Origin of the sequence: Bacillus safensis, assembly GCF_039619585.1 — a bacterium.
Classification (GTDB): domain Bacteria; phylum Bacillota; class Bacilli; order Bacillales; family Bacillaceae; genus Bacillus; species Bacillus safensis.
Map to the genome: position 1 here is coordinate 409,179 of NZ_CP154909.1, position 24,785 is coordinate 433,963.

Annotated in this window: 20 protein-coding genes; 13 read left to right on the top strand and 7 right to left on the bottom strand. The window is 43.2% G+C overall.

All coding sequences use genetic code 11. From position 1 onward, the window contains the following. Window positions 1-29: 29 nt before the first annotated feature. Window positions 30-674 carry a YczE/YyaS/YitT family protein gene (locus AAYR28_RS01975; protein ID WP_046314013.1) on the bottom strand — a complete coding sequence of 215 codons (645 nt, stop codon included), beginning with the start codon at window positions 672-674 and terminating at the stop codon, window positions 30-32. A gap of 537 nt (window positions 675-1,211) precedes the next feature. Here AAYR28_RS01975 and AAYR28_RS01980 point away from each other — a divergent pair. The 3 genes from AAYR28_RS01980 (at window position 1,212) to AAYR28_RS01990 (ending at window position 6,648) form a co-directional block, all read left to right on the top strand. After that, on the top strand, window positions 1,212-5,690 hold the full coding sequence (locus AAYR28_RS01980) for an isopeptide-forming domain-containing fimbrial protein (protein WP_326134950.1): 4,479 nt from the start codon (window positions 1,212-1,214) through the stop codon (window positions 5,688-5,690). Window positions 5,691-5,696: 6 nt separating this feature from the next. After that, window positions 5,697-6,257, top strand: coding sequence for a class D sortase (locus AAYR28_RS01985; protein WP_120208397.1), 561 nt, complete (start codon window positions 5,697-5,699; stop codon window positions 6,255-6,257). Between the two features lie 106 nt (window positions 6,258-6,363). Beyond that, on the top strand, window positions 6,364-6,648 hold the full coding sequence (locus tag AAYR28_RS01990; RefSeq protein WP_034283768.1) for an AbrB/MazE/SpoVT family DNA-binding domain-containing protein: 285 nt from the start codon (window positions 6,364-6,366) through the stop codon (window positions 6,646-6,648). Window positions 6,649-6,688: 40 nt separating this feature from the next. Here the strand turns inward: AAYR28_RS01990 and AAYR28_RS01995 are convergent, their stop codons facing one another. The 3 genes from AAYR28_RS01995 to tcyA are packed head-to-tail and all read right to left on the bottom strand — an operon-like array spanning window position 6,689 to window position 8,939. Next, window positions 6,689-7,432, bottom strand: coding sequence for an amino acid ABC transporter ATP-binding protein (locus tag AAYR28_RS01995; protein ID WP_024424287.1), 744 nt, complete (start codon window positions 7,430-7,432; stop codon window positions 6,689-6,691). Between the two features lie 12 nt (window positions 7,433-7,444). Continuing rightward, window positions 7,445-8,137, bottom strand: a complete 693-nt coding sequence (locus AAYR28_RS02000; RefSeq protein WP_024427294.1) for an amino acid ABC transporter permease — start codon at window positions 8,135-8,137, stop codon at window positions 7,445-7,447. Beyond that, a complete protein-coding gene (gene tcyA / locus AAYR28_RS02005; RefSeq protein WP_046313883.1) occupies window positions 8,124-8,939 on the bottom strand; it encodes a cystine ABC transporter substrate-binding lipoprotein TcyA in 816 nt (271 codons plus the stop codon). The genes AAYR28_RS02000 and tcyA overlap by 14 nt, the downstream gene beginning before the upstream one ends. 303 nt (window positions 8,940-9,242) lie before the next feature. Between tcyA and AAYR28_RS02010 the strand changes: the two genes are divergently transcribed. Both AAYR28_RS02010 and AAYR28_RS02015 read left to right on the top strand, forming a co-directional pair. Further along, entirely contained in the window at window positions 9,243-9,857 is a 615-nt protein-coding gene (locus AAYR28_RS02010; RefSeq protein ID WP_120208394.1) for a dienelactone hydrolase family protein, read from the top strand. A gap of 301 nt (window positions 9,858-10,158) precedes the next feature. Then, on the top strand, window positions 10,159-11,592 hold the full coding sequence (locus AAYR28_RS02015) for an amino acid permease (RefSeq protein WP_034283769.1): 1,434 nt from the start codon (window positions 10,159-10,161) through the stop codon (window positions 11,590-11,592). A 46-nt stretch (window positions 11,593-11,638) separates the two neighbouring features. Here AAYR28_RS02015 and AAYR28_RS02020 read toward each other — a convergent pair whose 3' ends face one another. Next, window positions 11,639-13,132: a peptide MFS transporter gene (locus AAYR28_RS02020; protein ID WP_034283771.1), complete on the bottom strand. Its 1,494-nt coding sequence runs from the start codon at window positions 13,130-13,132 to the stop codon at window positions 11,639-11,641. A 264-nt stretch (window positions 13,133-13,396) separates the two neighbouring features. Between AAYR28_RS02020 and AAYR28_RS02025 the strand changes: the two genes are divergently transcribed. From AAYR28_RS02025 to AAYR28_RS02060, 8 genes are all read left to right on the top strand, one after another. Then, the gene (locus tag AAYR28_RS02025) at window positions 13,397-15,184 is read left to right on the top strand and encodes a right-handed parallel beta-helix repeat-containing protein (RefSeq protein ID WP_120208392.1); all 1,788 of its coding nucleotides are present in this window, start codon (window positions 13,397-13,399) and stop codon (window positions 15,182-15,184) included. Between the two features lie 196 nt (window positions 15,185-15,380). Next, complete coding sequence (locus AAYR28_RS02030; protein WP_034283773.1) at window positions 15,381-16,706, top strand: LLM class flavin-dependent oxidoreductase; 1,326 nt, start codon at window positions 15,381-15,383, stop codon at window positions 16,704-16,706. A gap of 17 nt (window positions 16,707-16,723) precedes the next feature. Then, window positions 16,724-17,227 (top strand): GNAT family N-acetyltransferase, encoded by a 504-nt coding sequence (locus AAYR28_RS02035; protein WP_024427303.1) that lies wholly within the window; start codon window positions 16,724-16,726, stop codon window positions 17,225-17,227. Between the two features lie 21 nt (window positions 17,228-17,248). Beyond that, complete coding sequence (locus tag AAYR28_RS02040; protein ID WP_034283775.1) at window positions 17,249-18,040, top strand: amino acid ABC transporter substrate-binding protein; 792 nt, start codon at window positions 17,249-17,251, stop codon at window positions 18,038-18,040. A gap of 24 nt (window positions 18,041-18,064) precedes the next feature. After that, the gene (locus tag AAYR28_RS02045; protein ID WP_024427305.1) at window positions 18,065-18,739 is read left to right on the top strand and encodes an amino acid ABC transporter permease; all 675 of its coding nucleotides are present in this window, start codon (window positions 18,065-18,067) and stop codon (window positions 18,737-18,739) included. 12 nt (window positions 18,740-18,751) lie between these two features. Then, entirely contained in the window at window positions 18,752-19,498 is a 747-nt protein-coding gene (locus AAYR28_RS02050; RefSeq protein ID WP_025093644.1) for an amino acid ABC transporter ATP-binding protein, read from the top strand. 34 nt (window positions 19,499-19,532) lie between these two features. After that, window positions 19,533-20,690 (top strand): amidohydrolase, encoded by a 1,158-nt coding sequence (locus tag AAYR28_RS02055; RefSeq protein ID WP_098677297.1) that lies wholly within the window; start codon window positions 19,533-19,535, stop codon window positions 20,688-20,690. Beyond that, window positions 20,681-22,015, top strand: coding sequence for an MmgE/PrpD family protein (locus tag AAYR28_RS02060; protein WP_120208389.1), 1,335 nt, complete (start codon window positions 20,681-20,683; stop codon window positions 22,013-22,015). The genes AAYR28_RS02055 and AAYR28_RS02060 overlap by 10 nt, the downstream gene beginning before the upstream one ends. A gap of 257 nt (window positions 22,016-22,272) precedes the next feature. Here AAYR28_RS02060 and AAYR28_RS02065 read toward each other — a convergent pair whose 3' ends face one another. After that, on the bottom strand, window positions 22,273-23,118 hold the full coding sequence (locus AAYR28_RS02065; protein WP_034283782.1) for a GAF domain-containing protein: 846 nt from the start codon (window positions 23,116-23,118) through the stop codon (window positions 22,273-22,275). A 163-nt stretch (window positions 23,119-23,281) separates the two neighbouring features. After that, window positions 23,282-24,658 carry an aspartate kinase gene (locus AAYR28_RS02070; protein ID WP_065215315.1) on the bottom strand — a complete coding sequence of 459 codons (1,377 nt, stop codon included), beginning with the start codon at window positions 24,656-24,658 and terminating at the stop codon, window positions 23,282-23,284. Window positions 24,659-24,785 lie beyond the last annotated feature (127 nt).

The window sequence follows — 24,785 nt, forward strand, 5'->3', positions numbered from 1 at the left end:
AGCCATTCTAATTATAGAATGGCTTGCTTTCATCTTGTAAGGGTTTGAACAGGTTTTTCTGCTGTTTTTGTAATGAGCAGCTGCAGGAGCCGTGTTGATTGCGGCAAGGAGAAACGAAGGACAAGACCTGTGAAGATCGCAGTCAAAATCGTTCCAATGCCAATCGGTCCACCGAGCATCCATGCAAACAAAAGCACTGTTAACTCAATGCCATTTCGAACCCACTGTACGTTCAGCCCCGTTTTCGCTGAGATGAGCAGCATTAATGAGTCCCGTGGCCCAGCGCCAAGATTGGCTGAAACATAAATGCCAACGCCATATCCAGAAACAACAACACCTGTAATAAATATATATAAGGCCGGAAAATAACCGTGTGGCGCAGGTAATATCGCATTAAAGAAATCAATAAACACGCCAATCAGCACCATGTTCAGTAATGCGCCGACCTTTGGAAATGATTTCGTAAAAACAGAAGTCAGTGTCACAATGAGTGCACCAATAATGATGGACCACTGTCCAATCGTGAGTCCAAAATGCTGAAACAGTCCGTAGTGGAAAGCGTCCCAAGGACCAATCCCAAGGATCTTCCCTTTCACTGTCAGCGATAGTCCAAAAGCTAGTACGATCAATCCAACAAAATAAAAAAACCAACGTAAAAGATGTTCCCGCTTCAAAAGCTTTCCCTTCTTTCTTAAACACTCGAATTCAATCGTAACATACTCCCACGCCCCTTTAAATGGCTTTGCTCAATTGTAATCGCTTACTCCTCAAAATAATTTTTTCACATCGTAAAACATCAAAACAAGCAGTAAGACTTTTGGTTTGTTTTTTTTAACAAAGCGCACCAATCATTCCCTTTTTTTAAGATAAAATGAAAAAATTTCAATATATACTGACAAAAAATAATCATCACCCAATTAAAGAATATTTATCATTAAATAGAAAGGATTGTATGTAATTCACAACATAAGACCTGTTTATAAAGATAGATAGATGATGAAATTCGGGATGGAAAAAGGCTGTTTTATTGGAAAAAATATAAGCAAGTCAATCATTGATAGGTATATAGTTCAAAATGTCTATTTTTGTCGAAAATAGTCATTTAGTCCTGTTGAGGCTTTTGAAATCTTACTGATATTCTTTACCAAAGTGTGGGGGGTGAACTGGTACATACCATATGATTTAGAGCATGGAAAAGGGGATGTCAAAAAATGAATATATTAAAAAGAACGAGTCAATTATTTCTTATATTGGTGCTGATTGCTGGAAATTTATTAACAGTTTCACCACCTGTTACAAAAGCCGCTGGAACAGTGGTTGTGAACAATACGGATTCCTACATGATTGGGAGTAGACCACTAGTTCTTCATCAACTCGATGGAAACAATCCAACAAATGTAAAAGCTAGTGTAGAAGTGAAAGGAATAGATGTAGCCGCAGTGAATGGTGTTGCTGTAAGCGATCGAGAAAATGTAGTGTATGCAACTGCAAATGGCACTAGCCGTACTCTATATAAAATAAATGCGACATCAGGACAAGCAGAAATCGTAACTAAACTACCTGAAGGCGCTACTAATGCCGTTGTGTATCAAGATAAATATATATATTCTTATCCTTCTAATGGTGATTCTTTCCTTGGAACGTACGATTTAATTACGGGTCAAAAAACGTCCAAAAAAATTGTCGGTTATGACGTTGGTTCTGGAATTGGTGGAGACATTGGCGGAGACCTTGTAGTCGATAAGGATGGCTATCTTTGGTTCGCATCTAATAGCAGTGGGGCCATTGCGCAAATGAATCCTGAAACAGCCGAAGTGATTCGTGTCATTCCGATTACAAATGCGGATGGTAAAATGATTGACGGAGGCGTTCGGGGGATTAGCTTCTTGCCAAATGGACAAATGCTATTACAATCAGGAAAAGATGAATCTATCGGTCATTCTACTTTTTTTACACTTGATGCGAAAACATTAAGTACAACGTATATAGGCACTGCAGGTGATTCATTAACTTACGACTTAGCTTCACGTGTGAAGCCTGAATTTGATCCATTCCCTCCAGAGCTTGAATCAGAAAAAACTGTTGCCTTACAGAAAAAAGCAGAGGGCAACACAGATGAGAAGCATCCAGAAGTAGGCGACACATTGCTTTATACAATTAGAGCAAAAAATACGGTGCAATATGGCATTCTTAAGAATCTGACGATATCAGATAACCTTCCGAGCAGTTTAACCTATGTTTCTGGGTCTCTTAAGGTAGATGGCACAAGCGTAACAGATGCAAAGGATCAAGATAAAGGTGATTATACAAACGGTACTGTGACAGGTCAAATCGGGGATGTGAAAGATACCGATTGGCACACGGTGACATTTGAAGCGAAAGTAGCAAAAGGGCAAGCGGGTAAAGATATTCAAAATACAGCGAATGTCAAAGGGGAAAACACACCGCCAGACAATCCAACAACAAACATAGAGATTTATCCTCGTGATCCGAAGCTTGAATCAGAAAAATCAGCGGTCTTACAAAAAAAAGCAGATGGTAATACAGATGAGAAGCATCCAGAAGTAGGCGACACATTACTGTATACCATTCAAGCCCGTAACGCTGTTGAAGATAGTGTGATTGAAGATCTTGTGATTTCTGACAAGTTACCTCAAGGGTTATCATATGTACCAAATTCACTTCAGGTAGATGGAAATCCAGTCACAGATGTAAAAGATGATGATAAAGGTGATATGACAGACGGAACTGTCACTGGAACGTTCGGTGAAGTGAAAGATGCGAAATGGCATACCGTGACGTTTGAAGTCACAGTTGAAAAAGGTCAGGCAGGCAAAGACATTCAAAATACAGCGAGTGTCACAACCGGTAACACACCACCAGACGAGCCGACAACGAATGTAGAAATCTATCCTCGTGACCCGAAATTGACTTCTGAAAAATCTGCCGTCTTGCAGAAAAAAGCAGATGGTAATACAGATGAGAAGCATCCAGAGGTCGGTGACACACTTCTTTATACGATAAAAACCAAGAATACGATAGAAGACAGTCTCGTTGAAAACTTAGTGATCTCAGATGAACTGCCAGAAGGATTAGCATATGTGTCCAATTCACTTGAGGTAGACGGACAAGCGGTGACAGATGAGCAAGATCAAGACAATGGCGATGTCACAAACAGAACCGTCTCAGGACAATTCGGTGACATTAAAGATACCGATTGGCATACCGTGACGTTTGAGGTCACGATTCAAAAAGGACAGTCTGGTAAAGACATTCAAAATACAGCGAGTGTCACAGGTGAAAACACACCACCAGACGAACCGACAACAAACGTAGAAATTTATCCTCGTGATCCGAAACTTGAATCAGAAAAATCAGCGGTCTTACAGAAAAAAGCAGAAGGCAATACAGATGAGAAGCATCCAGAAGTAGGTGACACCCTCCTTTATACGATTAAAACAAAAAACACGATAGAAGACAGCCTAATTGAAAATCTAGTCATCTCAGATCAATTGCCAAAAGGGCTGAAGTATGTCACTGGGTCCCTTGAAATTGATGGAGATTCTGTCACAGATGTGAAAGACGACGATAGCGGTGACTACACAGATGGAAAGGTCACAGGTTATTTTGGTGATGTGAAGGACACGGACTGGCATACTGTGACGTTTAAAGTGACAGTTGAAAAGGGACAGGCTGGTCAAGACATTCAAAACACAGCTGAAGTAACAGGTGAAAACACGCCGCCAGATGATCCAACAACAAAAACAGAAATTTACCCTCGTGAGCCAAAACTAACATCAGAAAAGGCAGCGAGCATTCAGAAAAAAGCAGATGGTAACACAGATGAAAAGACACCACAGGTAGGCGATACCCTTCTCTACACGATTAAAACAAAGAATCTTGAAGAAGACAGCATCGTCAAAAATTTAGTCATCACAGATCAACTGCCAGAAGGTCTTGAATATGTCGAAGGCTCATTAAAAGTAGATGACCAAGCCGTCACAGATGCAAAAGATGATGACAACGGAGACTACACAAAAGGTACGGTGACCGGTCAATTTGGCGATATCAAAGATACGGACTGGCATACAGTGACCTTTGAAGCGAAGGTCGCTAAAGGCCAATCAGGTAAAAGCATTCAAAACACAGCGAAAGTAACAGGTGAAAACACGCCGCCAGACGAACCAACAACCGAAACAAACATTGATCCAAGAGATCCAAAGCTTGAATCAGAAAAAACATCAGAAATCTCTCAAAAAGCAGAAGGCAATACCGATGAAAAAGAAGTACAAGTAGGCGACACCCTGCTTTACACGATCAAAACAAAAAATAGTGTAGAAGACAGTGTCATCAAAGACTTAGTGATCGCAGATAAACTGCCAGAAGGTCTTGAATATGTCGAAGGTTCACTAAAAGTAGATGGACAAGCCGTCACAGATGCAAAAGATGATGACAACGGAGACTACACAAAAGGTACGGTAACTGGTCAATTTGGCGATATCAAAGATACGGACTGGCATACAGTGACGTTTGAAGCGAAGGTCGCTAAAGGCCAATCAGGTAAAAGCATTCAAAACACAGCGAAAGTAACAGGTGAAAACACGCCGCCAGATGAACCGACAACCGAAACAAACATTGATCCAAGAGATCCAAAACTTGAATCAGAAAAAACATCTGAGATTGCTCAAAAGGCAGAGGGCAATACCGATGAAAAAGAAGTACAAGTAGGCGACATCCTGCTTTACACGATCAAAACAAAAAATAGTGTAGAAGACAGTGTCATCAAAGACTTAGTGATCGCAGATAAACTGCCAGAAGGTCTTCAATATGTTGAAGGTTCACTAAAAGTAGATGATCAAGCTGTCACAGATGCAAAAGATGACGACAACGGAGACTACACAAAAGGTACGGTGACCGGTCAATTTGGCGATATCAAAGATACGGACTGGCATACAGTGACCTTTGAAGCGAAGATTGCTAAAGGCCAATCAGGTAAAAGCATTCAAAACACAGCAAAAGTAACAGGCGATAATACACCGCCAGACGAACCAACAACCGAAACAAACATTGATCCAAGAGATCCAAAGCTTGAATCAGAAAAAACATCAGAAATCTCTCAAAAAGCAGAAGGCAATACCGATGAAAAAGAAGTACAAGTAGGCGACACCCTTCTTTACACCATCAAAACAAAAAATAGTGTAGAAGACAGTATCATCAAAGATCTAGTGATCACAGATAAACTGCCAGAAGGTCTTGAATATGTTGAAGGGTCGTTAAAAGTAGATGGACAAGCTGCCACAGATGCAAAAGATGACGATAACGGAGATTACACAAAAGGCACAGTCACCGCTCAATTTGGCGATATCAAAGATACGGACTGGCATACAGTGACCTTTGAAGCGAAGGCTGCCAAAGGATCTGAAGGGAAAACCATTCAAAATATCGGAGTCGTGAAGGGTGAGAATGTAGATGAGCCAGACAAACCTGAAAACTCAACGACAGTAGAACCACCAAATGTGCCAGAAGTCCCAGCAAATCCAGATCAACCTTCTGAGCCACAACAGGATAAACCTGGTCATCATCTTCCGAATACTGCAACTGCGATGTACAACCTGTTACTTGCAGGAGGTGCACTCGTATTAATAGGTGCAGTTCTTATCATCTGGAACAGAAGAAAAAGAAACGGATAAACAGTCATGTTTCAAAAATTCATCTCAGCGATATTGATCACAACAGGTCTTTGTCTTGCGATTGTAGGGTATTTGAATATCGTTGATGGACAAAAAGAAGTAGATCAGTCATTTCAGTCTGCACAAGCAGCCATTCAGCAAAAGGGGCAAAAAGATGCCCCTTTTGCGCCGCAGACTGGTGAAGCGATTGGGTTCTTGCACATCCCAAAACTAAAAGCTGAGCTGCCGATTGTAGAAGGAACAGATGCAGATGATTTAGCAAAAGGTGTTGGTCACTTTCATGAAAGTTATTTTCCAAACGAGCACGGACAAATCGTTCTATCAGGGCATCGTGATACGGTGTTTAGACGAACAGGAGAACTTGTGAAGGGAGATCAATTGATTATCGAACTTTCATATGGACGTTTTGTCTATGTAATTGAGAAAACAAAGATAGTGAAGAAAGATGATCAAAGTATTATTACACTACAACAGGAAAAGGAAGAACTTGTCCTGACAACATGCTATCCTTTTTCTTTCATTGGTCCTGCACCAAACAGATATATCATATATGGAAAGCGTGTTTAACCACTGGATCAGCCTGCAACTTATCCTTTCACTAACCGATTAAAGCGCTTCATTCCTTGATAGAGAGGGAATTGCCTATATCTAGAGATGCAGGAGGGGGGTCAATTTGTTAAATCAAGACTATGTAAGATATATAGATAACTTTGGAAGAATTGTCCTTCCGACAGATATAAGAAAACGGCTAAAAATTCTTCCGCAAGATTTTATGGAGATTTATCGAGAAGAAGACCAAATTGTGATGAAGCCATATTGGCAGGACAAACCTTGTATCGTCACAGGGGAAGTGACAAACTCCAATAAGGTGCTATCCGGCGGGGTGGTCATCAGTCCAGAGGGAGCGAGACTGCTCCTGCAGGATTTACTGGCGCTTCGCCTGCAAAAAGAGATATAAAAAAAGGCTGTCCTCACCACGTGAGAACAGCCTTTTTTCATCATACTGGATTCAAAATCCGGTTTAAGAATTGTTTTGTTCGTTCTTCCTTTGGTCGTTTGAAGATTTCCTCTGGAGGACCTTGTTCGACGATGACGCCGCCATCAATAAAAATCACTTCGTCTGCTACTTCTTGGGCAAACTTGATTTCATGTGTGACAACCGCCATGGTCCAGCCTTCCTTCGCTAGATCCTTCATGACCTTTAAGACTTCTCCGACAAGCTCAGGGTCAAGCGCAGAGGTAGGTTCATCAAAAAGCATGAGCTCTGGCTGAATGGCAAGTGCACGGGCAATCCCGACACGCTGCTTTTGACCGCCTGAGAGCTGGAATGGATACAGATCCTTTTTATCTTCCAGACCGACCTTTTGCAAGAGCTGAATGGCTTCTTTTCGAACCGTTTCCTTTGGACGGCGCTGCACTTGGACAGGGCCTTCCATCACATTTTCAAGCACTGTACGGTGAGGAAACAGGTGATAATCCTGAAACACCATTCCTGATTTCCGGCGTAGCTTCAGCAGATCAGCTGATTTATTTTTTTTCGAAAAATCAATCGAGAAATCATCGAAGGTAAAGGAGCCGCCATTTGGTATTTCAAGTGCATTTAAACAGCGAAGCATCGTTGTTTTTCCTGAACCAGATGGACCGAGGATGGCCACAACCTGCCCTTTGTTGATCGAAAAATCAATCGACTTTAAAATCTCATTTTCACCAAAGGATTTCTTTAAGCCTTTGACTGTTAGCATGTCGTTCCCTCCTTACCTTGCGACATATCGATCAAGTCGTTTTTCAATTTGATGCTGAACGAGCGATAGAATGAAGCAGAATACCCAATAGATGAGGGCTGCTTCCATATAAATAAACAAGATCTGATCCAAGTTCGCCGCAGCAATCTCCTGTGATTTACGGAACATCTCTGCCACGAGAATTTGGGAGGCAAGGGATGTATCCTTCACCAAACTAATAAATGAATTAGAGAGCGGTGGAATCGATACACGCACAGCCTGCGGTAAAATCACGCGGACGAGCGTTTTGCGATGTGTCATCCCAATGGAATAACCTGCTTCCCATTGCCCTTTTGGAACAGACAGGACGGATGCACGGATAATTTCCGACGCATAAGCACCTACGTTTAATGAAAAAGCAATAATGGCACTTGGATATGGATCCAGTGTGATATTAAATGTCGGAAAGAAATAGAAAATAATAAACAATTGCACAAAAAGCGGCGTTCCGCGAACGGCCGACACATAGATGGAGAAAATCCATCTAAGGGCTTTCATTTTAGACATTCTAGCAAGAGCTGTCACAAGCGCGATAAAAATACCAATAATAAAGGCAATGATGGCGAGGGGAATTGTATAATAAATCCCCTGCATCACCATTGGCCAAAAAGATTGCTGAAGAAGATCCCAAGGAATGACGACTCCTAGGATGTTATTTTGTAACATCTTCACCAAACCATTTCTTAGAAATCTTAGCGAGTGTACCGTCTTTTTTCATTTCTTTTAATGCGCCATTCACTTTGTCAACGACTTCGCCGCTGCCTTTTCTGAATGCGAAATACGTTTCTTGAGGATCTCCTGTTTCAAATGCAACTTTTAGGTTTTTGTTACCGCTTGTTTTCAAGTAATTCAATACAGCCAATTTGTCATTGAACGTCAGATCAGCACGTCCTTGCTGAATCAATTGAATGGATTGTGCAAGACCTTCAACGCCTTCAATCTTAGCGCCAGCATCTGTTGCTAGTTTATTGTAGTTACTTGTTAATGATTGTGCTGCTTTTTTGCCTTTCACATCAGATAGTTTCTTGATGTCGTTGTTATCTGATTTTGTCACAACAATAGCTTGAGATGTCGTATATTTATCAGAGAAATCGTATTGATTTTCACGTCCAGTTTTCCCAACTTGGTTCGCTACCACGTCAAAACGTTTTGCATTCAGTCCAGCAAACATACTGTCCCATTGTGTTTCTTTGAATTCAGGTTTTAAGTCAAGACGTTTTGCTACTTCTGTGATGACTTCTACATCATAGCCAGTTAATTTATCTGTCTTTTTGTCATGGAAGGTGAAAGGAGCATAAGTACCCTCTGTTCCGATGGTTAATACACCTTTATCCTGAATGGATTTCCAAAGGTCTCCTGATTCCTTAGACCCAGATTGTTTATTCGCGTTGTCGCTTGCACCAGATCCACATGCCGTGATCAATGCAACACAAGCGCCTAACATAATGGCAAAGAACATTTTTTTCATTTTATTCCCCACTTTTCTTGTTGGTATTTACAACATATGATCTTACAGAGAAGCAACCTAAAAGTAAAGCATTTGAAACTAGCTTGAGCGAATCTCACCAACTTTATGCCCTCAAACGGTCGAACGGACAAACGATAGAACTATACCCAAGTTAAAAGGTGAATAAAACCATACACAAGTTCAAGATGATTTGATTGGTGGAACGTTAGATAAACGATTCGGGTAAAATATGCTATGATCATCCCAACGAAATTTTCCAATCGATTAATTGACTTCTAAGAAACAAAAGGGAAGTGTGAACATTTGAATACATCGAAACAAAAACCTGTCATGATCTTAATACACGAAATATACGGAATAAATGATCATATGAAGAGTATGATCCATTATTTCGACAAAGCTGGATTTGAGGTTTATTGTCCTCATTTATTGGGACAGGCGAAGCACTTCCCTTATGTCAGTGAAAATGAGGCTTACGACTACTTTATGAATAAAGTTGGTTTTGATAAGCCGGTAAAGAGTGTACTGAATCTGGCAAAAGAGTTAAAGACGAAGAATGCCGCGATAGATATATTTCTGCTGGGTTTTAGTGTGGGGGCAACAATTGCCTGGCGATGCAGCCAAAATGATCAGCTGTTTAGAGGAGTTATTGGATTTTATGGTTCAAGGATCAGAGATGACGTCGATCTTGCGCCCGCCTGCAAAACGCTGTTATTTTTCCCGGAGATCGAAGCATCCTTTCATCCCAGGGAGATTGCGAATGTTTTGGAGAAAAAGAAAAAGCTTTGCGTGACAATAGTAGAGGGAGAGCATGGATTCGCCAATCCTTATTCTGCGGCTTTTCACGCTGAATCTAAAAATCGCTGCTTTCAGGAAATAGATGAATTTATCAAAGTGTGTTTGCTAAAAGCAGAATGACTTGTGACAAAAGTGATCATAAGAACTGTCTAAAATGAGACTCGAAAAGAATGAAACGAAACCAGTGTGCAACGATAAAGTTTCATGCTGGTTTTTTTGTGCAATATTTTAGATATATGGCATCCTATCCACCACATAGTTGTGCGAACATTACTAAAATAAAGACTTTGAGACAGTGACCATAGAAGGAAGCATATTTATTATAAAAGATGTATAATTAGTAGGTTGTTTTGAAAATGGAATGAATCACATGGAGACATGTTTTGATAACAGAGCATCTTAGAAGAAGGAGGGCATCATTGTGGATGTTGGACAAAATCAGCCTGAACAATTGAAAAGGGCGATGACCTCCCGCCATTTATTTATGATTTCACTTGGCGGTGTCATTGGGACAGGCTTTTTCTTAGGAACGGGCTATACGATTGGACAAGCAGGACCGGTCGGAGCCGTTCTTTCATATATTGTGGGCGGATTGATCATGTATTTAACCATGCTGTGTCTTGGGGAGCTGTCTGTTGCACTTCCTGTGTCGGGGTCGTTTCATACGTATGCGACGAAATTTGTCAGCCCGGCAGCGGGTTTTGCTGTCGGCTGGATTTATTGGCTCGGCTGGGCAGCAACGGTTGCCCTTGAGTTCTTATCAGCAGGGCAGCTGATGAGGCGCTGGCTCCCGCAAGTGGATGTGTGGATTTGGTGTCTCGTATTCGGACTCTGTCTTTTCTTATTAAATGCCCGGTCAGCGAAAGCGTTCGGGGAGTCGGAATTTTTCTTTTCTACCATTAAGATTATTGCAATTTTACTCTTTATTGGCGTAGGCGGAGCGGCGATGTTTGGGTTTATTGATACAACGAGCGGTGAACCCGCCCCTTACTTCAGCCATTTTGTGAATGACGGGCTGTTTCCAAATGGCCTGCTTGCTGTTGTGGTTACGATGATCACAGTGAATTTTTCATTTCAAGGAACAGAGCTGATCGGGATTGCGGCAGGAGAAAGTGAAAACCCTGAGAAAACCGTTCCCCGTTCGATCCATCAGACCGTATGGCGTACACTTGTCTTTTTCGTCTTATCTATTTTTGTCTTAGCGGGTATGGTGCCTTGGAAGGAAGCTAGTGTGCTGCAAAGCCCATTTGTTACTGTGTTTGAGAGAACGGGCATTCCTTTTGCGGCAGACATCATGAACTTTGTCATTATCATTGCTTTATTATCTGTTGCGAACTCTGGCTTGTATGCATCAACAAGAATGCTGTATTCCTTATCGAAGGAAGGAATGGCAGGAAAAGCATTTAGACGCGTCAATCAGCGCGGTATTCCGATGAATGCCTTACTGCTCACCTTCCTATTTACAGGGATTTCGCTGTTATCCGGCTTCTTTGCAGAGAAAACGGTATTTGCCTGGATCGTGTCCATTGCCGGCATGAGTGCCCAGACAGGCTGGATCACGATTACATTATCGCAGCTGCTTTTCCGTAGAAAATACTTGAAAGCAGGCGGAAAGCTGGAAAACTTAAAATTTAAAACGCCTCTTTATCCTGTGCTGCCGATCATTGCAATTACACTGAATACCATCGTATTGGTCAGTCTTGCCTTTGATCAAGAGCAGCGCATCGGGCTATATGTCGGCGTACCGCTTATGATCATTGGATATGTTGTCTATCACCGCTATGTGAAAAAGCATCAGGCACAAAGTGAGCCGCTGAAGCTGCAAATCAATGGAGATGACGAGATCCGGTTTTAAACCATCAAAAAGAAGCCAACCCAATCGGGAGGCTTCTTTTTTTGATTCAATGAACGCCTTTCATCGCTTTCTTAATCACTGGTGTCAGTAATAGCATCACACCGCATAAAACGATGGCAAGGAATCCGATGATACCGAAATAAACGGTTTCCGGCACTTTATCAAACAGTTTGACTACTTGCGCATTGATCGCCTGTGCCATCGCATTTGAAAGGAACCAAAGGCTCATCGTTTGCGCTGAGAAGGCAGCAGGGGCCAGCTTTGTTGTCGCTGACAGTCCAACTGGTGATAAGCAGAGCTCCCCGATCACGACGAGGAAGAAGCTCAAAACGAGCCATAATGGGCTCACAAGTGTGTTCGGACCGGACATGTATGCAGGAATGATCATGATGATGAAGGATAACCCTGCAAACAAAAGACCGAGTGAGAATTTAATCGGGGTAGACGGCTGTTTCTTCCCAAGTCTGACCCATAACCAAGCAAACACTGGGGACAGCAGCACAATAAAGATTGGGTTCAATGATTGGAACCATGAAGACGCTAGTGTCATCCCAAGGAAATTCAAGTTTGTTCGTTGATCTGCATATGTCGCTAAAATGTTTGAGCCCTGCTCTTGAATCGCCCAGAACATCACGGCAGCAAGGAACAATGGAATATAAGCGAGAACCCTGGATTGCTCCACTGCGCTCGTCTTTTTACTGAAATACATGACAATGAAATAAACAATTGGAATGAGTACACCAAGGGCACTGACAAACCAAGTGAATAGATTAATTGTGAGTGCGCCTGTTTGAATGCCAATGACAGCAAAAATCGCGAGCAAAATCACAACCAATGAACCGTAAATTTTGAAGTTCTTACGTTCGGCAGCTGATAATGGATTGGTCACATACGTGCCGGCAAGACCAAGGTTCGGTTTTTTTGTGACCACAAATGTAATGAGTCCAACAAGCATCCCAACGGCAGCGAGTGAGAACCCGAGGTGGAAATTCACTTTTTGACCGAGTGTTCCGACAATTAATGGGGAGATAAAGCCACCCATGTTGATCCCCATGTAGAAAATACTAAATCCAGAGTCCCTGCGCGGGTCTGTTTTTGTATACAGGTCGCCAACAATGTTTGAAACGTTTGGCTTGAGAAGACCTGTCCCGATAATAATCAGTCCCATACTAATAAAGAGCGCTGTTGCTCCGCTTGGCAAAGCCAAAATCACGTGGCCAAGCATAATGAAAACTCCGCCATAAAAGACCGTACTGGATGATCCAAATACCCGGTCGGCGAGCCATCCGCCAATCACTCCTGACATATAGACAAGCGCACCGTAGACAGACATGATCGAATTGGCTGTCGTCTGATCAAAGCCTAGACCGCCTTTTGTCACCTCTGTGTACATATAATAAATAAGCAGTGCACGCATGCCATAATAGGAGAAACGCTCCCAAAATTCAGTGAAAAACAGTGTGTAAAGTCCTTTAGGATGTCCAAAAAACCCTTTTTGAGGAACACTTTTAACAATTTTATCGTGGTCAATTGTAGACATGGCATAGATCCTTTCTTAAAAAAAAGAGATATGAGAAAAATGATATTCTTGTATAGTTCTTGTGTCAATATAAAACTATTCTAAAACAGGAAAATGTTAGTTCAATAGGCGTAAAGACTCAAAAAAATGAAAAATTCATTGAAGTGAAAATTATCGGAAAGTTATTTCAAAAGAATTTATTTAAAATTTGAAGTAATGTACAAGCAAACCTTTGACACATGCATAGGATGACGAGAGAACATGTGTGAAAAGGAGTGATTTAGGTTGGGGGAATTGAATGAAGCTGATCTAAAAAAACCTGTTGTCAATGTACTAGATTTTGGCGTAATTGCTGACGGGAAAACGGATTGCACAGCTAGGCTCAATGAATGTTTAGAGTGGACAAAAGCACAGGGGTATTCCCATGTCTGGCTGCCGAGCGGCACGTATTTAATCGATGCGGTGTACAGAGGTGATTCATTTTTTCCTTTTCGAGGTGCGGGTATACGGGTGCCAAGTCATATATGCATTGAGATGGCGTCAGACGCTGTAATAAAGGTAAAACCAAATGATTCATGGGGGTATGCAGCCTTTTATATAGGAAAGGTTCAGCATGTGACCATCCGAGGCGGGCGTATTGAAGGGGATCGTCATGAGCATGTATACAAGCCGCTCCCCGCTGAACGAAGAACCCATGAATGGGGCTTTGGGATATGTATTGAAGGTGCCTCACATGTGGAGGTGAATCATGTCCAAATAAAAAATTGTACGGGAGACGGCATCATTGTCAGTCCCCATGGTTTATTGACAGAGGGTGAACCTTACTCTCCTGCTTCATCTATTGATATTTCTGGCTGCACCATCACAGATTCGAGACGAAACAATATTTCGATTACAGGCTGTGATGGGGTTATTGTGGAGGATTGTCTCTTGGAAAGAGCAGGAGTAAATGGGGTCGAGCCAAGAATGGGTATTGATATTGAAGGCTATGGAGAAAATGCCGTTAATATGGAGGAGCCTTTGAATATTCAGATTCGCAACAACATCGTCAGAGGAGGTGCTGCAAGCTCCATCTATAACTTTAACGGCTATGGTGTGATCATTGAAGGCAATCATACAGATAGCAGTATTTCCTATGGCTTCTCCACCGAAACGATCATTGCCAACAATTTGATTCGTGCAGTAGGAGGAGGTGTGACAAAAGCAGGGATTACGAGCTTAGGCGTCTCACTTGGCCAAACGGAAAACAATGTGATGATTATTGGCAATATGATTGAGGGGTTTGAAAAAGGAATTGATGTGAGGGGAGACAGTGTTCACATTACAGGCAATAAGATTAGTCTTTTTGAAGATGCGGCTGTGTCCGTTTATATGGCGAATCGTATTCTAATAGAAGGAAACCATATTGAATCAGGAACGAATACCGGAAAAAGAAGCGCCTCGCTGCGTATCTATCAATCGGATAGTGTCGTCTTTTCAAACAATACGGTCTACTCTGTTATCGATGCGGCCGTGGTGAGAGGAACGAATATCCTCATCCAGCACAATCAATTCAAAGAATTCAGCAGAGGAATCTGGGTGCAGGAAGGGGAAGCTGGGCTCAACGGCAACCACTTTATTCAAGAAGGACACCCGGAGCTAGATTCTTCGTATACGATCAGTGTCACAGGAAATGCAAAGGCTTTCATCTGGCAAAATCGCTTTAAGCACTATCAAAACTACGCTGTATACAGCAGCACGACGGGGGCATTGGAAATTAAAGATAATTCCTTTGAAGAAACATCCTTATATGTGGTGATGTATATTAAAAATGGTTCACCACAAATTGGAGATAACCGTTTCTATTTAAATCGATCGATTGGACAGCCGACGGCGATCTTTATTGACCAGGCCGCCTCAGCCCGTGTGCTGCGCAATAACATCATCAATATTTCTCCTCAAAAAGCAATTGCCGTCCGCACCGCCAATTCCACTCATTCTGTCATCGCTCACAACATGCTGGAGCGTAGTCAACTGGTGACACATACCACAGACAGGCTCATCGGAAATATTGAGATTGATACACCGTCATGAGTGTTTGAAATCCCTTATTTTGGAGGTTCAGAAGGCGGTTGACAATCCTGTAAAAAGGGCATATAGTAATAATTATTTTTCATTTTTCGCAACATTTGCCCTTTTTTTTATTAATAAAACCGATTAATTCAATCAGAAAAATGTATCTAAGGACTTCGGTTTGATACATTTAGGATATAGAAAGGATGAAGAACAAGTGTCACAGCCGAAAAGGAAGCTCAAGCTAGGCGTATTCATCGCAGGAACTGGACATCACGTTGCCTCTTGGAGACATCCGAATGCAGTACCAGACGCAGCCATGAATCTAGATTATTTTAAACAATTAGCGAAAAAGGCAGAGGAAGGAAAGCTGGATTTGCTCTTTTTAGCCGACAGTTTATCCATTAATCAAACCTCTCATCCGAACGTATTAACAAGATTTGAACCGCTCACGCTGCTTTCATCTATTGCTGAGTCTACTTCAACCATTGGTTTAGCAGCAACAGCTTCCACTACATACAGTGAGCCTTTCCATATTGCAAGGCAGTTTGCCTCCCTTGATCATTTATCAGGCGGAAGAGCGGCATGGAATGTGGTCACATCTTCTATTGAAGAAACAGCGAAAAATTTTAGCGGAGAAGAGCATTTAGCACACCATAAACGATATGAGCGGGCAGAAGAGTTCGTCGAGGTCGTCAAAGGTCTCTGGGATTCTTGGGAGGAAGACGCCCTTGTCAGAAACAAGGAAACGGGAGAATTCTTCGAATCTAGTAAGCTTCATGAGCTCCAGCACAAAGGTGAGTTCTTCTCAGTAAGAGGTCCTCTCAACGTATCACGCACGCCGCAAGGGCAGCCCGTGATCATTCAAGCAGGATCTTCTGAAGATGGCCAAAAGCTTGCAGCAAAAACAGCAGAGCTCATTTTCACTGCACAAAACGATCTCGACAAAGCGAAGGAATTTTATCAAAGCTTGAAGGGGAAAGTAGAAGCTGCTGGCCGTGCTAGGGAGGACGTCAGCATCATGCCGGGTATCTTTCCGATCATTGCTGATACAGAGGAAGAAGCCCAAGCGAAATATGAAGAATTACAGGAGCTGATTGTTCCTGAGATTGGACTGAGCATTCTGCAAAATTACTTAGGCGGGATTGATCTGTCTCAGTATCCTTTAGACGGACCGCTTCCAGAGATTGATCCGAGCACGTCAAATGCGGTGAAAAGCCGTTTTGATCTCGTGATGAATATGGCGAGAAAGGATAACCTGACCATTCGCCAGCTTTATCAATCGGTTGCCGGCTCACGCGGTCATAATATTTTCATTGGAACGCCGCAGCAGCTGGCAGATGTGATGGAAACATGGCTTCGTGAAGAAGCAGCAGACGGCTTTAATGTCATGCCGCCGCTCTTGCCAGAAGGGCTGGATGTGTTCGTAGACCGCGTCGTCCCAATCCTTCAGGAGCGAGGCTTATTCAAAACCGATTACACAGGACAAACCTTACGAGAAAATCTTGGATTAACAGAGCCAAAAAATCGCTACACGACATAAGGGTGAGGTGACTAACGTTGGGATACACGTTTCGTCTGGCAACAGAGGCAGATATAGAGGCGCTGCTTGAACTGACAACAAGAGCATACGAGCCAATTCGTGAGCTAGGCATCCAGTTCCAAGCAGCACATGCCGATTTCGCTCTCGTTCAGAAAAATGTACAAAAGAATCTTTGCTATGTAATGGAAGAAAATGGAGAGCTTCTATCCACCTTATCACTCCGTATGCCTTGGGGAGAGCAGCCAGGACCGTTCGGCGTCCCTCATATCTGGTGGTTTGCCTCAGAACCAGCCGCCAAAAAAGGCACAGGCTCAGCCTTGCTGGAATGGGTGGAAACCGAAGTGCTAAGGGATACACTGAAGGTGCCGTACGTGTCGCTCGGTACAGCTGATAAGCATCCATGGCTGATAGAGATGTATGAGCGTAAAGGCTATGTCAGAGCAGGAGAAAAAGATTTAGGCAAAGGTCATATCACGGTTTATTTCAAAAAACAATTAAGATCAGATATCACACAACCATAAGAGGAAGAAGGGTATACAAACATGAAAAACAAAAAGTGGCTAGTCGTTCTATTTGCAGCAATGCTGGCAGTTTTAGCAGCTTGCGGCGGCAATCAGAGTGAAGGCAAAGACGAAAAAGTGTTAAAAGTAGGCGCTACAGGACAAAGCTATCCGTTTGCTTATAAAGACAATGGCAAGCTTGTCGGATTCGATGTTGAAGTAACAGAAGCCATTGCGAAAAAGCTTGGCTACAAACTAGACTGGCAGCTGAGTGAATTCAGCGGACTGATGGGACAGCTGACATCTGGTAAGCTCGATACAGTGTCAAACCAAGTCGCCATCACAGACGAGCGTAAACAAACATTTAACTTTACAGATACGTACGCTTACGCAGGAACACAAATCATCGTGAAAAAAGACAACAACGACATCAAAGGTCTTGACGATTTAAAAGGAAAAACAGTGGCGGCGGTTCTTGGCTCTAACCATGCTAAAAACTTAGAGAGCAAAGACCCGGACAAGAAAATTAAGATTAAAACATATGAAACGCAAGACGGCGTATTAAATGAAGTGGCAAATGGCCGCGTAGATGCTTATGTCAACGGGCGCAGTGTATTACTTGCTCAAATTGAAAAAACAGGTCTGCCGCTGAAAATCGTAGGCAACCCAATTGTATATGAAGAAGTAGGCTACCCATTTGCGAAAGATAAAAAGCATGACAAACTAAGAGAAGAATTTAACAAAGCCATCAAAGAATTAAGAGAAGACGGGACACTTAAGAAATTGTCGGAGAAATACTTTAAAGACGATGTCACAGTGCCAATTAAAAAATAACGACAGCGGCGGTGAAGAGCAGACATGAACAAAATTGATTGGCAGTATATGGTGACGGTGTTTCCGACATTGCTTCAATACTTGCCGATAACGATCTTCATGGCGATTGTCTCCATGGTATTTGCCATTATCATTGGTGTGGTATTCGCTCTCATTACGAAAAACCGGATACCTGTTTTATACCAATTTGCCAAGCTGTATATTTCTTTCTTCAGAGCGGTTCCAACCTTGGTTCAGCTCTTTCTCATTTATTTTGGTCTCCCGCAGTTATTCCCTGCGATGACCTCAATGGATGCTTTAACAGCGGTCATTATCGGATTAAGTATTAAAAACTCGGCATACTTAGCAGAAATTTTCAGAGCGGCTCTGAACTCAGTGGATGAAGGGCAGCTGGAGGCGTGCTTATCTGTCGGTATGACAAGATGGCAGTCTTACGTTAGAATTATTTTCCCGCAGGCCATCAGAAATGCAATTCCAGCGACGGGGAATACCTTTATCGGTCTTTTAAAAGAAACATCTCTTGCCTTTACGATTGGTGTGGCAGAAATGTTTGCACAAGGGAAGATGATTGCATCGGCGAACTATAAATACTTTGAAACCTATTTAGCCGTAGGGATCGTGTATTGGGTGATGACGATCATTTATAGCTTCCTGCAGGACCTGTTTGAACGAAAAATCAGCAAACCTTACCGGAATTAAGGAGGTGTGGACATGATCAAGCTCACCAATTTGAAGAAATCATTCGGCGACCTTGTCGTCTTAGACGGAATCAATCTAGACGTGAAAAAAGGGCAGGTTGTGGCCATTATCGGACCTTCTGGCTCCGGTAAATCCACCTTGCTGCGCTGTTTAAATTTATTAGAAACGCCTGATGAAGGCACGATTGAAATTGGCGATGCGAGGCTCGATGCGTCCAAATATTCACGTAAAGAAGCCCATCACCTGCGTCAACAAACGGCCATGGTGTTTCAAAACTATAATTTGTTTAAAAACAAGACAGCACTGCAAAACATAACAGAATCACTGCTTGTGACGAAAAAAATGACGAAGCAGCAGGCGAATGAAATCGGTATGAAACTGCTGAAGCAGGTAGGGTTAGAACAAAAGGCTGACAGCTATCCAGTCACGTTATCTGGCGGACAGCAGCAGCGGATTGGGATTGCCCGCGCGTTAGCAGTTGATCCACATGCGATTTTGCTGGATGAACCAACGTCTGCGCTTGACCCAGAGCTTGTCTCAGGTGTGCTTCAAGTCATTAAATCCATTGCGATCCAAGAAACAACGATGATCATCGTCACACATGAAATGGCGTTTGCAAGAGAAGTGGCAGACCATGTGATTTTCATGGCGGATGGTCATATTATTGAGCAGGGGACGCCAACTGAGCTATTTGATGAAACGAAGAATGAACGGACGAAACGATTTATCCAAAAAGAAGCAGCGGCTGAAGAAGCATAAGCTGCTTTTTATTCTTTAGAGGGGTGAGTGTCTAGTGAAATCAATAGGAAATGAAGATTTAAACAAACGTTTGATTCATATTCGCCGAGCGCTTCATGAGCATCCAGAGCTGGCGTTTGAAGAATATGAAACGACAAAGAAACTGCGCCGCTGGTTAGAAGAGGAAGGGATTACTGTGCTTGATATCCCAGCACTTCAAACAGGTGTTGTCTGTGAAATCAAGGGAGAACAAGAGGGACCGACGATTGCTCTGAGAGCCGATATTGATGCACTTCCGATTGAAGAAGCATCTGGCGAACCATTTTCTTCAAAGGTACCGGGTAAAATGCATGCATGCGGTCATGATTTCCATACAGCTTCTATTTTTGGTGCGGCTCTTTTATTAAAAGAGCGGAAACACGAGATCAAAGGAACGGTCCGTATTTTGTTCCAGCCGGCTGAGGAAGTTGCTCAAGGGGCGAAACACGTCATAGAGGCAGGCGTTTTAGATGGAGTCGATGCAATTTTCGGTATGCACAACAAACCTGACCTGCCAGTTGGCACGATTGGCATTAGAGAAAAAGCATTGATGGCGAGTGTGGACAGGTTTGAAATCGATATTAAAGGAACGGGTGGCCACGCCGGTATTCCCAATCACACGGTAGACCCCATTGCCATCAGCGGGCAGATCACAAGCGCCCTTCAGCAAATCGTCAGCCGCCGCATCAGCTCCTTGCATCATGCGGTTGTCAGTATCACACGCATCCAAGGCGGTACATCATGGAATGTCATACCCGACCGTGTTGAGATGGAAGGAACCGTTCGGACGTTTGAGCCTGAAGTAAGAGCGATGATTCCGGAGCTTATGAAACAAATCGTCAGCGGAATTGCAGAAGGATTTGGAGCAGAGGCTGAAGTAAGATGGCATCCTTATTTGCCTTCTGTCATGAATGATGAGCGTCTGACAAAGGTGGTTGAAGAAACGGCTGGCTCGCTTGACTTACATGTTGTGCAGGCAGAGCAGTCACCGGGCGGAGAAGATTTTGCCCTTTATCAAGAACGCATTCCAGGCTTTTTTGTATGGATGGGGACTAGTGGTACAAGGGAGTGGCATCACCCTGCGTTTACATTAAATGAAGACGCACTTCCAGTTTCCGCTGCCTTCTTTGCTGAGCTTGCCGTTCGGGCATTGGAGTCTCGATCATGGAATTAACAAAACAACTGGCAGAAGCAGTGCTTTCTGCTGATCCGCTTCAAGATGAACGGGCCATTCAAATGGCGAGAAATGCACTGTTAGACGCTGCGGCATCAGCGCTTGCTGCGAAAGAGGATGAAGGGATTCAGAAGCTGATGCAGCTTGTTGAACAGGAAGGCGGAACCGCTCAGATTCCTGTCATTGGACAAGGAAAGAAGGTGAGCCGCCAATCCGCAGCGATGCTGAACGGCTACCTCATCCATGCCCTTGATTATGATGATGTGCACTCAGATGTGAGAGGACATCCAAGTGCGGTCATCATTCCGGCGCTGCTATCACAGCTGACAGACGGCAAAGGGTATGGCGAGCGGTTTTTAGCTGCCTATATCACTGGTGTTGAAGTGATGGCAAGACTTGGCGAATCCATCGGCAAGGCGCATTATGAGCGGGGCTGGCATAATACAGGAACACTCGGAGCCATTGCGGCAGTATGTGCGATTGGTTATTTGAAGCAGGTCACACGAGAAGAACTGATGAAAGCAATCGGCTTTGCCGGAGCGCAATCAGCCGGAATGCGGAAGCAATTTGGCTCTGATATGAAACCATTACAAGCCGGCTTAGCTGCTAAAACAGCCGTTTGGTCTATGGACTTAGCTTGTTCAGGTTTTGGCGGGAATGACTCGGTTCTTGATGGCGCACTTGGTTTCTTTTCACTCTATGGAGATCTGGAACTTGCGGAAAGCCGTTTACTAGAGGGCTATGGTTTTACATGGCGTATCGTTTCACCGGGGCTGTGGTTCAAAGTATATCCATTCTGCTCAGCAGCCCACCATGCAGCAGATGCGATACAATCCTTAATGAAAGAGCGGTCCTTCTTGCCGGAGCAGGTAAAACAGGTCGATGTCATATTCCCGCCAGGCGGAGATGCAGCGCTTATTGAGCAGACACCTTTGACTGGAGAAGAAGGACGTTTCAGTGTCGAATACGTCATCGCACTGGCAGTGTTTGGACAGACGCTTACGCTGGATGCCTTTACGAAAAAAACCATTCCATCAGACATGCGGAAATGGGTGAAGCGGGTAAGCAGAGGATATGATCAAACGATTGTACCTCATTCCGATGCTGTTCCAAAAGGCCGCTTTACGATTGTGAAGCTCACCTTATCTGACGGCACCACCATCAGCAAACGTGTTGATATTCCGCAGGGAGCACCCGGACACGCGCTATCGACAGATGATATCATGAAAAAATTAAACAGTGTGACAGACGATTCTCATGCCCAGCTTATGCGGCAGGCAGTAGAAGAGGGGAACGATTCTTCCTTTTTGAAGCTTTTGGTATGATCACGAATGAGGCTCATCCATCGGGATGAGCCTCAGCGTGTAGACAAACCCTCGCATTCGTTGTCAGTCCTGCGTGCCGGTGCTCACGAATGTTTCATTCGCTCCGCTCCGGTACTCGTCCTTCCTAGACTGCAAAGGTTTTCTATCACACTGAAAAGAAGACAGAGCTAAAATAGAGATCATTTTAGCTCTTTGTCAATCATCTGAGGCTCATCCATTGAGATGAGCCTTTCTTTATGGAGTCACAAAATCACAACTTATTCATTCTTGGTAAACGTCAATCCAATATGAGCAAGTGCCTGTGGTAAGTCTTTCCGGATGGTGATGTCTTTAAACGATATATTGGATTGAATCGCACTTAAAGCAAGGTCTTGCTTAATGCCCGTTAAAACTGCCGAAATTCCTAAAAGTCTCAGTGTTTGTGCATAGCTGACCAAATATTGAATGCTTTGTTCATTCAGGCTTTTAGTTCCCGATACATCAATGACCAAATGAGAGAGCGACAGCCTGTAGCTTTCCTGTAAAATGGTTTCCAAAATATGCTGAGCACGTGTCTCTTCGATATCACCAAGCAGAGGAAGCACGGCGACACCATCAACAACAGGTACGATCGGTACAGACAATTGCTTAATCTGCCGGTTAGCACGGTCTAGTTCGAGAACGTAGCTTAATAAAGAAGCCATCGTTTCAAACATATACACATGCTCTTCTGTGAACTGCTTCGGTCTCAAATCAAGTCCGCAAATCGTCCCGTAGTTCGTCCCATCTGTAAAATCAATGGGAACCCCAATAAACGAGCCGCTTTGAAGGTGTTTCGTGACCTCTAAGTATTTAGAACGGTCATCCCTCGAAATGTCAGGGATCACAAGTGTATCCTGATGATCGACCGCCAGCTTGCAAAATGTTTTTTCATAAGGAAGTTCTTCTCCTTCTTCAAGAAGCTGCTCGTCATGATTTAGCACCTTTACAATCTGATTGGTGTTTTGATCATTTTTAGCAATAAACAGTGTATTCACATCAATGAATTGACTCATCATGTTTAAAATACTAGTAGAAGCATCATGAAAATTGCGAAACTGTTTTAATAGTTGTTGACGAGGCATTGTTTTAGGACTCCTTGTAGCTCCGAACATAGGCCGGAACGTGTAGTTGATTTGTCTCTATCATACAAAATCAAATAAGAAATAGATACACTTTAATGCGCAAAAACACTCTGATCGTCGAGATGAAAAAGACTGCCGATCCAAAGATCTGGCAGTCTGCTGATTAAAGAGAGACAGGGACAGTAGACATGGAGAAAAATTCCTCATACAAGGCTTGGACAGCTTCTTTTTCTTGCGCCGCTTTGACGCCAAACATCATGCTGACCTCTGAAGAGCCTTGATTGATCATTTCAATATTGACCTTCGCTTTTGACAGCGCCTTTGCCGCTCTTGCTGTTGTGCCAACATTATGACGCATCGCTTCTCCTACAACCATAATCAGCGAGAGATTTCGCTCTAAAACGACCTCATCTGCATCAAGCACGAGCTTCAAGCGGTCTAGCAGCTCCTCTTCAATATGCTGCTCCTCCAGCTGATCCTGCCGTAAAATAATGGTCATATCATCAATGCCAGAAGGTACGTGCTCATACGTAAGCCCGTATTCCTCTAATGTTTGCAGCACCTTACGTCCAAAACCGACTTCTCTGTTCATCAAATATTTACTAATGTAAATGCTGCAAAATCCATTGTCTGAGGCGATTCCAACAACAGGTCCATTTGTATGGTCCCGCTGATTTACGATTTTTGTCCCTTTTGCCGACGGGTTGTTGGTGTTTTTAATCTGAACTGGAATACCTGCACGGAAGGCAGGAATAAGTGCTTCATCATGGAACACAGAAAAACCAGCATAGGACAGCTCGCGCATTTCCCGGTATGTCAGCTCTGTAATCTCTTTCGGTTCATGAACGATTGTTGGATTGACGACATAGACAGCATCGACATCTGTAAAGTTTTCATATACATCTGCCTTCAAACCGTTCGCCAAAATGGAGCCGGTAATATCGGAGCCGCTTCGCGAAAAGGTGACGATGTCTCCCGCGAGACTAAAGCCAAAAAAGCCAGGGAATATAATAATGCCAGAGCGCTCTCTTAATTTATACAAATGATCATAAGACTCCGGCAGAACTTGCGCTTGGCCAGGCTCATCGCTCACAAACAAACCAGCTTCCTTTGGATTCACATAATGAGCTTCAACACCCTGGTGGCGGAAATAGGCGGCAATGAGCTTAGCGTTATTGTCTTCACCGCTTGCTTTAATGGCATCAAGATAGCACTCAGGGCGGGATGAATCAGCCTGTAATAATGTGTCTAGATCTTGCCTGATCGTATCGATAATGTCTTGACCTAATCCGAGTTCATCCGCTATTGAGGCATACCTCTCGATGACTGCTTCCTTTAAATCATGTGCTTCGCCTAAACGTAAATATTGTTCGCCGCAGCTAATTAATAGATCGGTGACCTTCGTATCCGTTGAATGCCGTTTTCCTGGTGCGGAAACAACGACTGCTTTTCGAGCTGGATCTGCTGTTACAATGTCAAATACCTTTTGCAGCTGCTTGCCAGATGCAAGTGAACTGCCACCAAATTTAACGACCTTCAATGCATACATCTCCTATAGTAAAAATTTTCTCACAAATTGAATAGTTCCTATTATCAACTCTTTTCCTTAAATTATCAAGGTTTTTCTTTACTAGAAATACAAATGTGTTTTCAGAGAGGACGATATT

What these genes read in the sequence shown, in the direction of transcription:
- AAYR28_RS01980 (WP_326134950.1), top strand. Translation starts at nt 1,212, where the DNA reads ATGAATATATTAAAAAGAACGAGTCAATTATTTCTTATATTGGTGCTG.
- AAYR28_RS01985 (WP_120208397.1), top strand. Translation starts at nt 5,697, where the DNA reads ATGTTTCAAAAATTCATCTCAGCGATATTGATCACAACAGGTCTTTGT.
- AAYR28_RS01995 (WP_024424287.1), bottom strand. Translation starts at nt 7,432, where the DNA reads ATGCTAACAGTCAAAGGCTTAAAGAAATCCTTTGGTGAAAATGAGATT.
- AAYR28_RS02000 (WP_024427294.1), bottom strand. Translation starts at nt 8,137, where the DNA reads ATGTTACAAAATAACATCCTAGGAGTCGTCATTCCTTGGGATCTTCTT.
- tcyA (WP_046313883.1), bottom strand. Translation starts at nt 8,939, where the DNA reads ATGAAAAAAATGTTCTTTGCCATTATGTTAGGCGCTTGTGTTGCATTG.
- AAYR28_RS02020 (WP_034283771.1), bottom strand. Translation starts at nt 13,132, where the DNA reads ATGTCTACAATTGACCACGATAAAATTGTTAAAAGTGTTCCTCAAAAA.
- AAYR28_RS02040 (WP_034283775.1), top strand. Translation starts at nt 17,249, where the DNA reads ATGAAAAACAAAAAGTGGCTAGTCGTTCTATTTGCAGCAATGCTGGCA.
- AAYR28_RS02045 (WP_024427305.1), top strand. Translation starts at nt 18,065, where the DNA reads ATGAACAAAATTGATTGGCAGTATATGGTGACGGTGTTTCCGACATTG.
- AAYR28_RS02050 (WP_025093644.1), top strand. Translation starts at nt 18,752, where the DNA reads ATGATCAAGCTCACCAATTTGAAGAAATCATTCGGCGACCTTGTCGTC.
- AAYR28_RS02060 (WP_120208389.1), top strand. Translation starts at nt 20,681, where the DNA reads ATGGAATTAACAAAACAACTGGCAGAAGCAGTGCTTTCTGCTGATCCG.
- AAYR28_RS02065 (WP_034283782.1), bottom strand. Translation starts at nt 23,118, where the DNA reads ATGCCTCGTCAACAACTATTAAAACAGTTTCGCAATTTTCATGATGCT.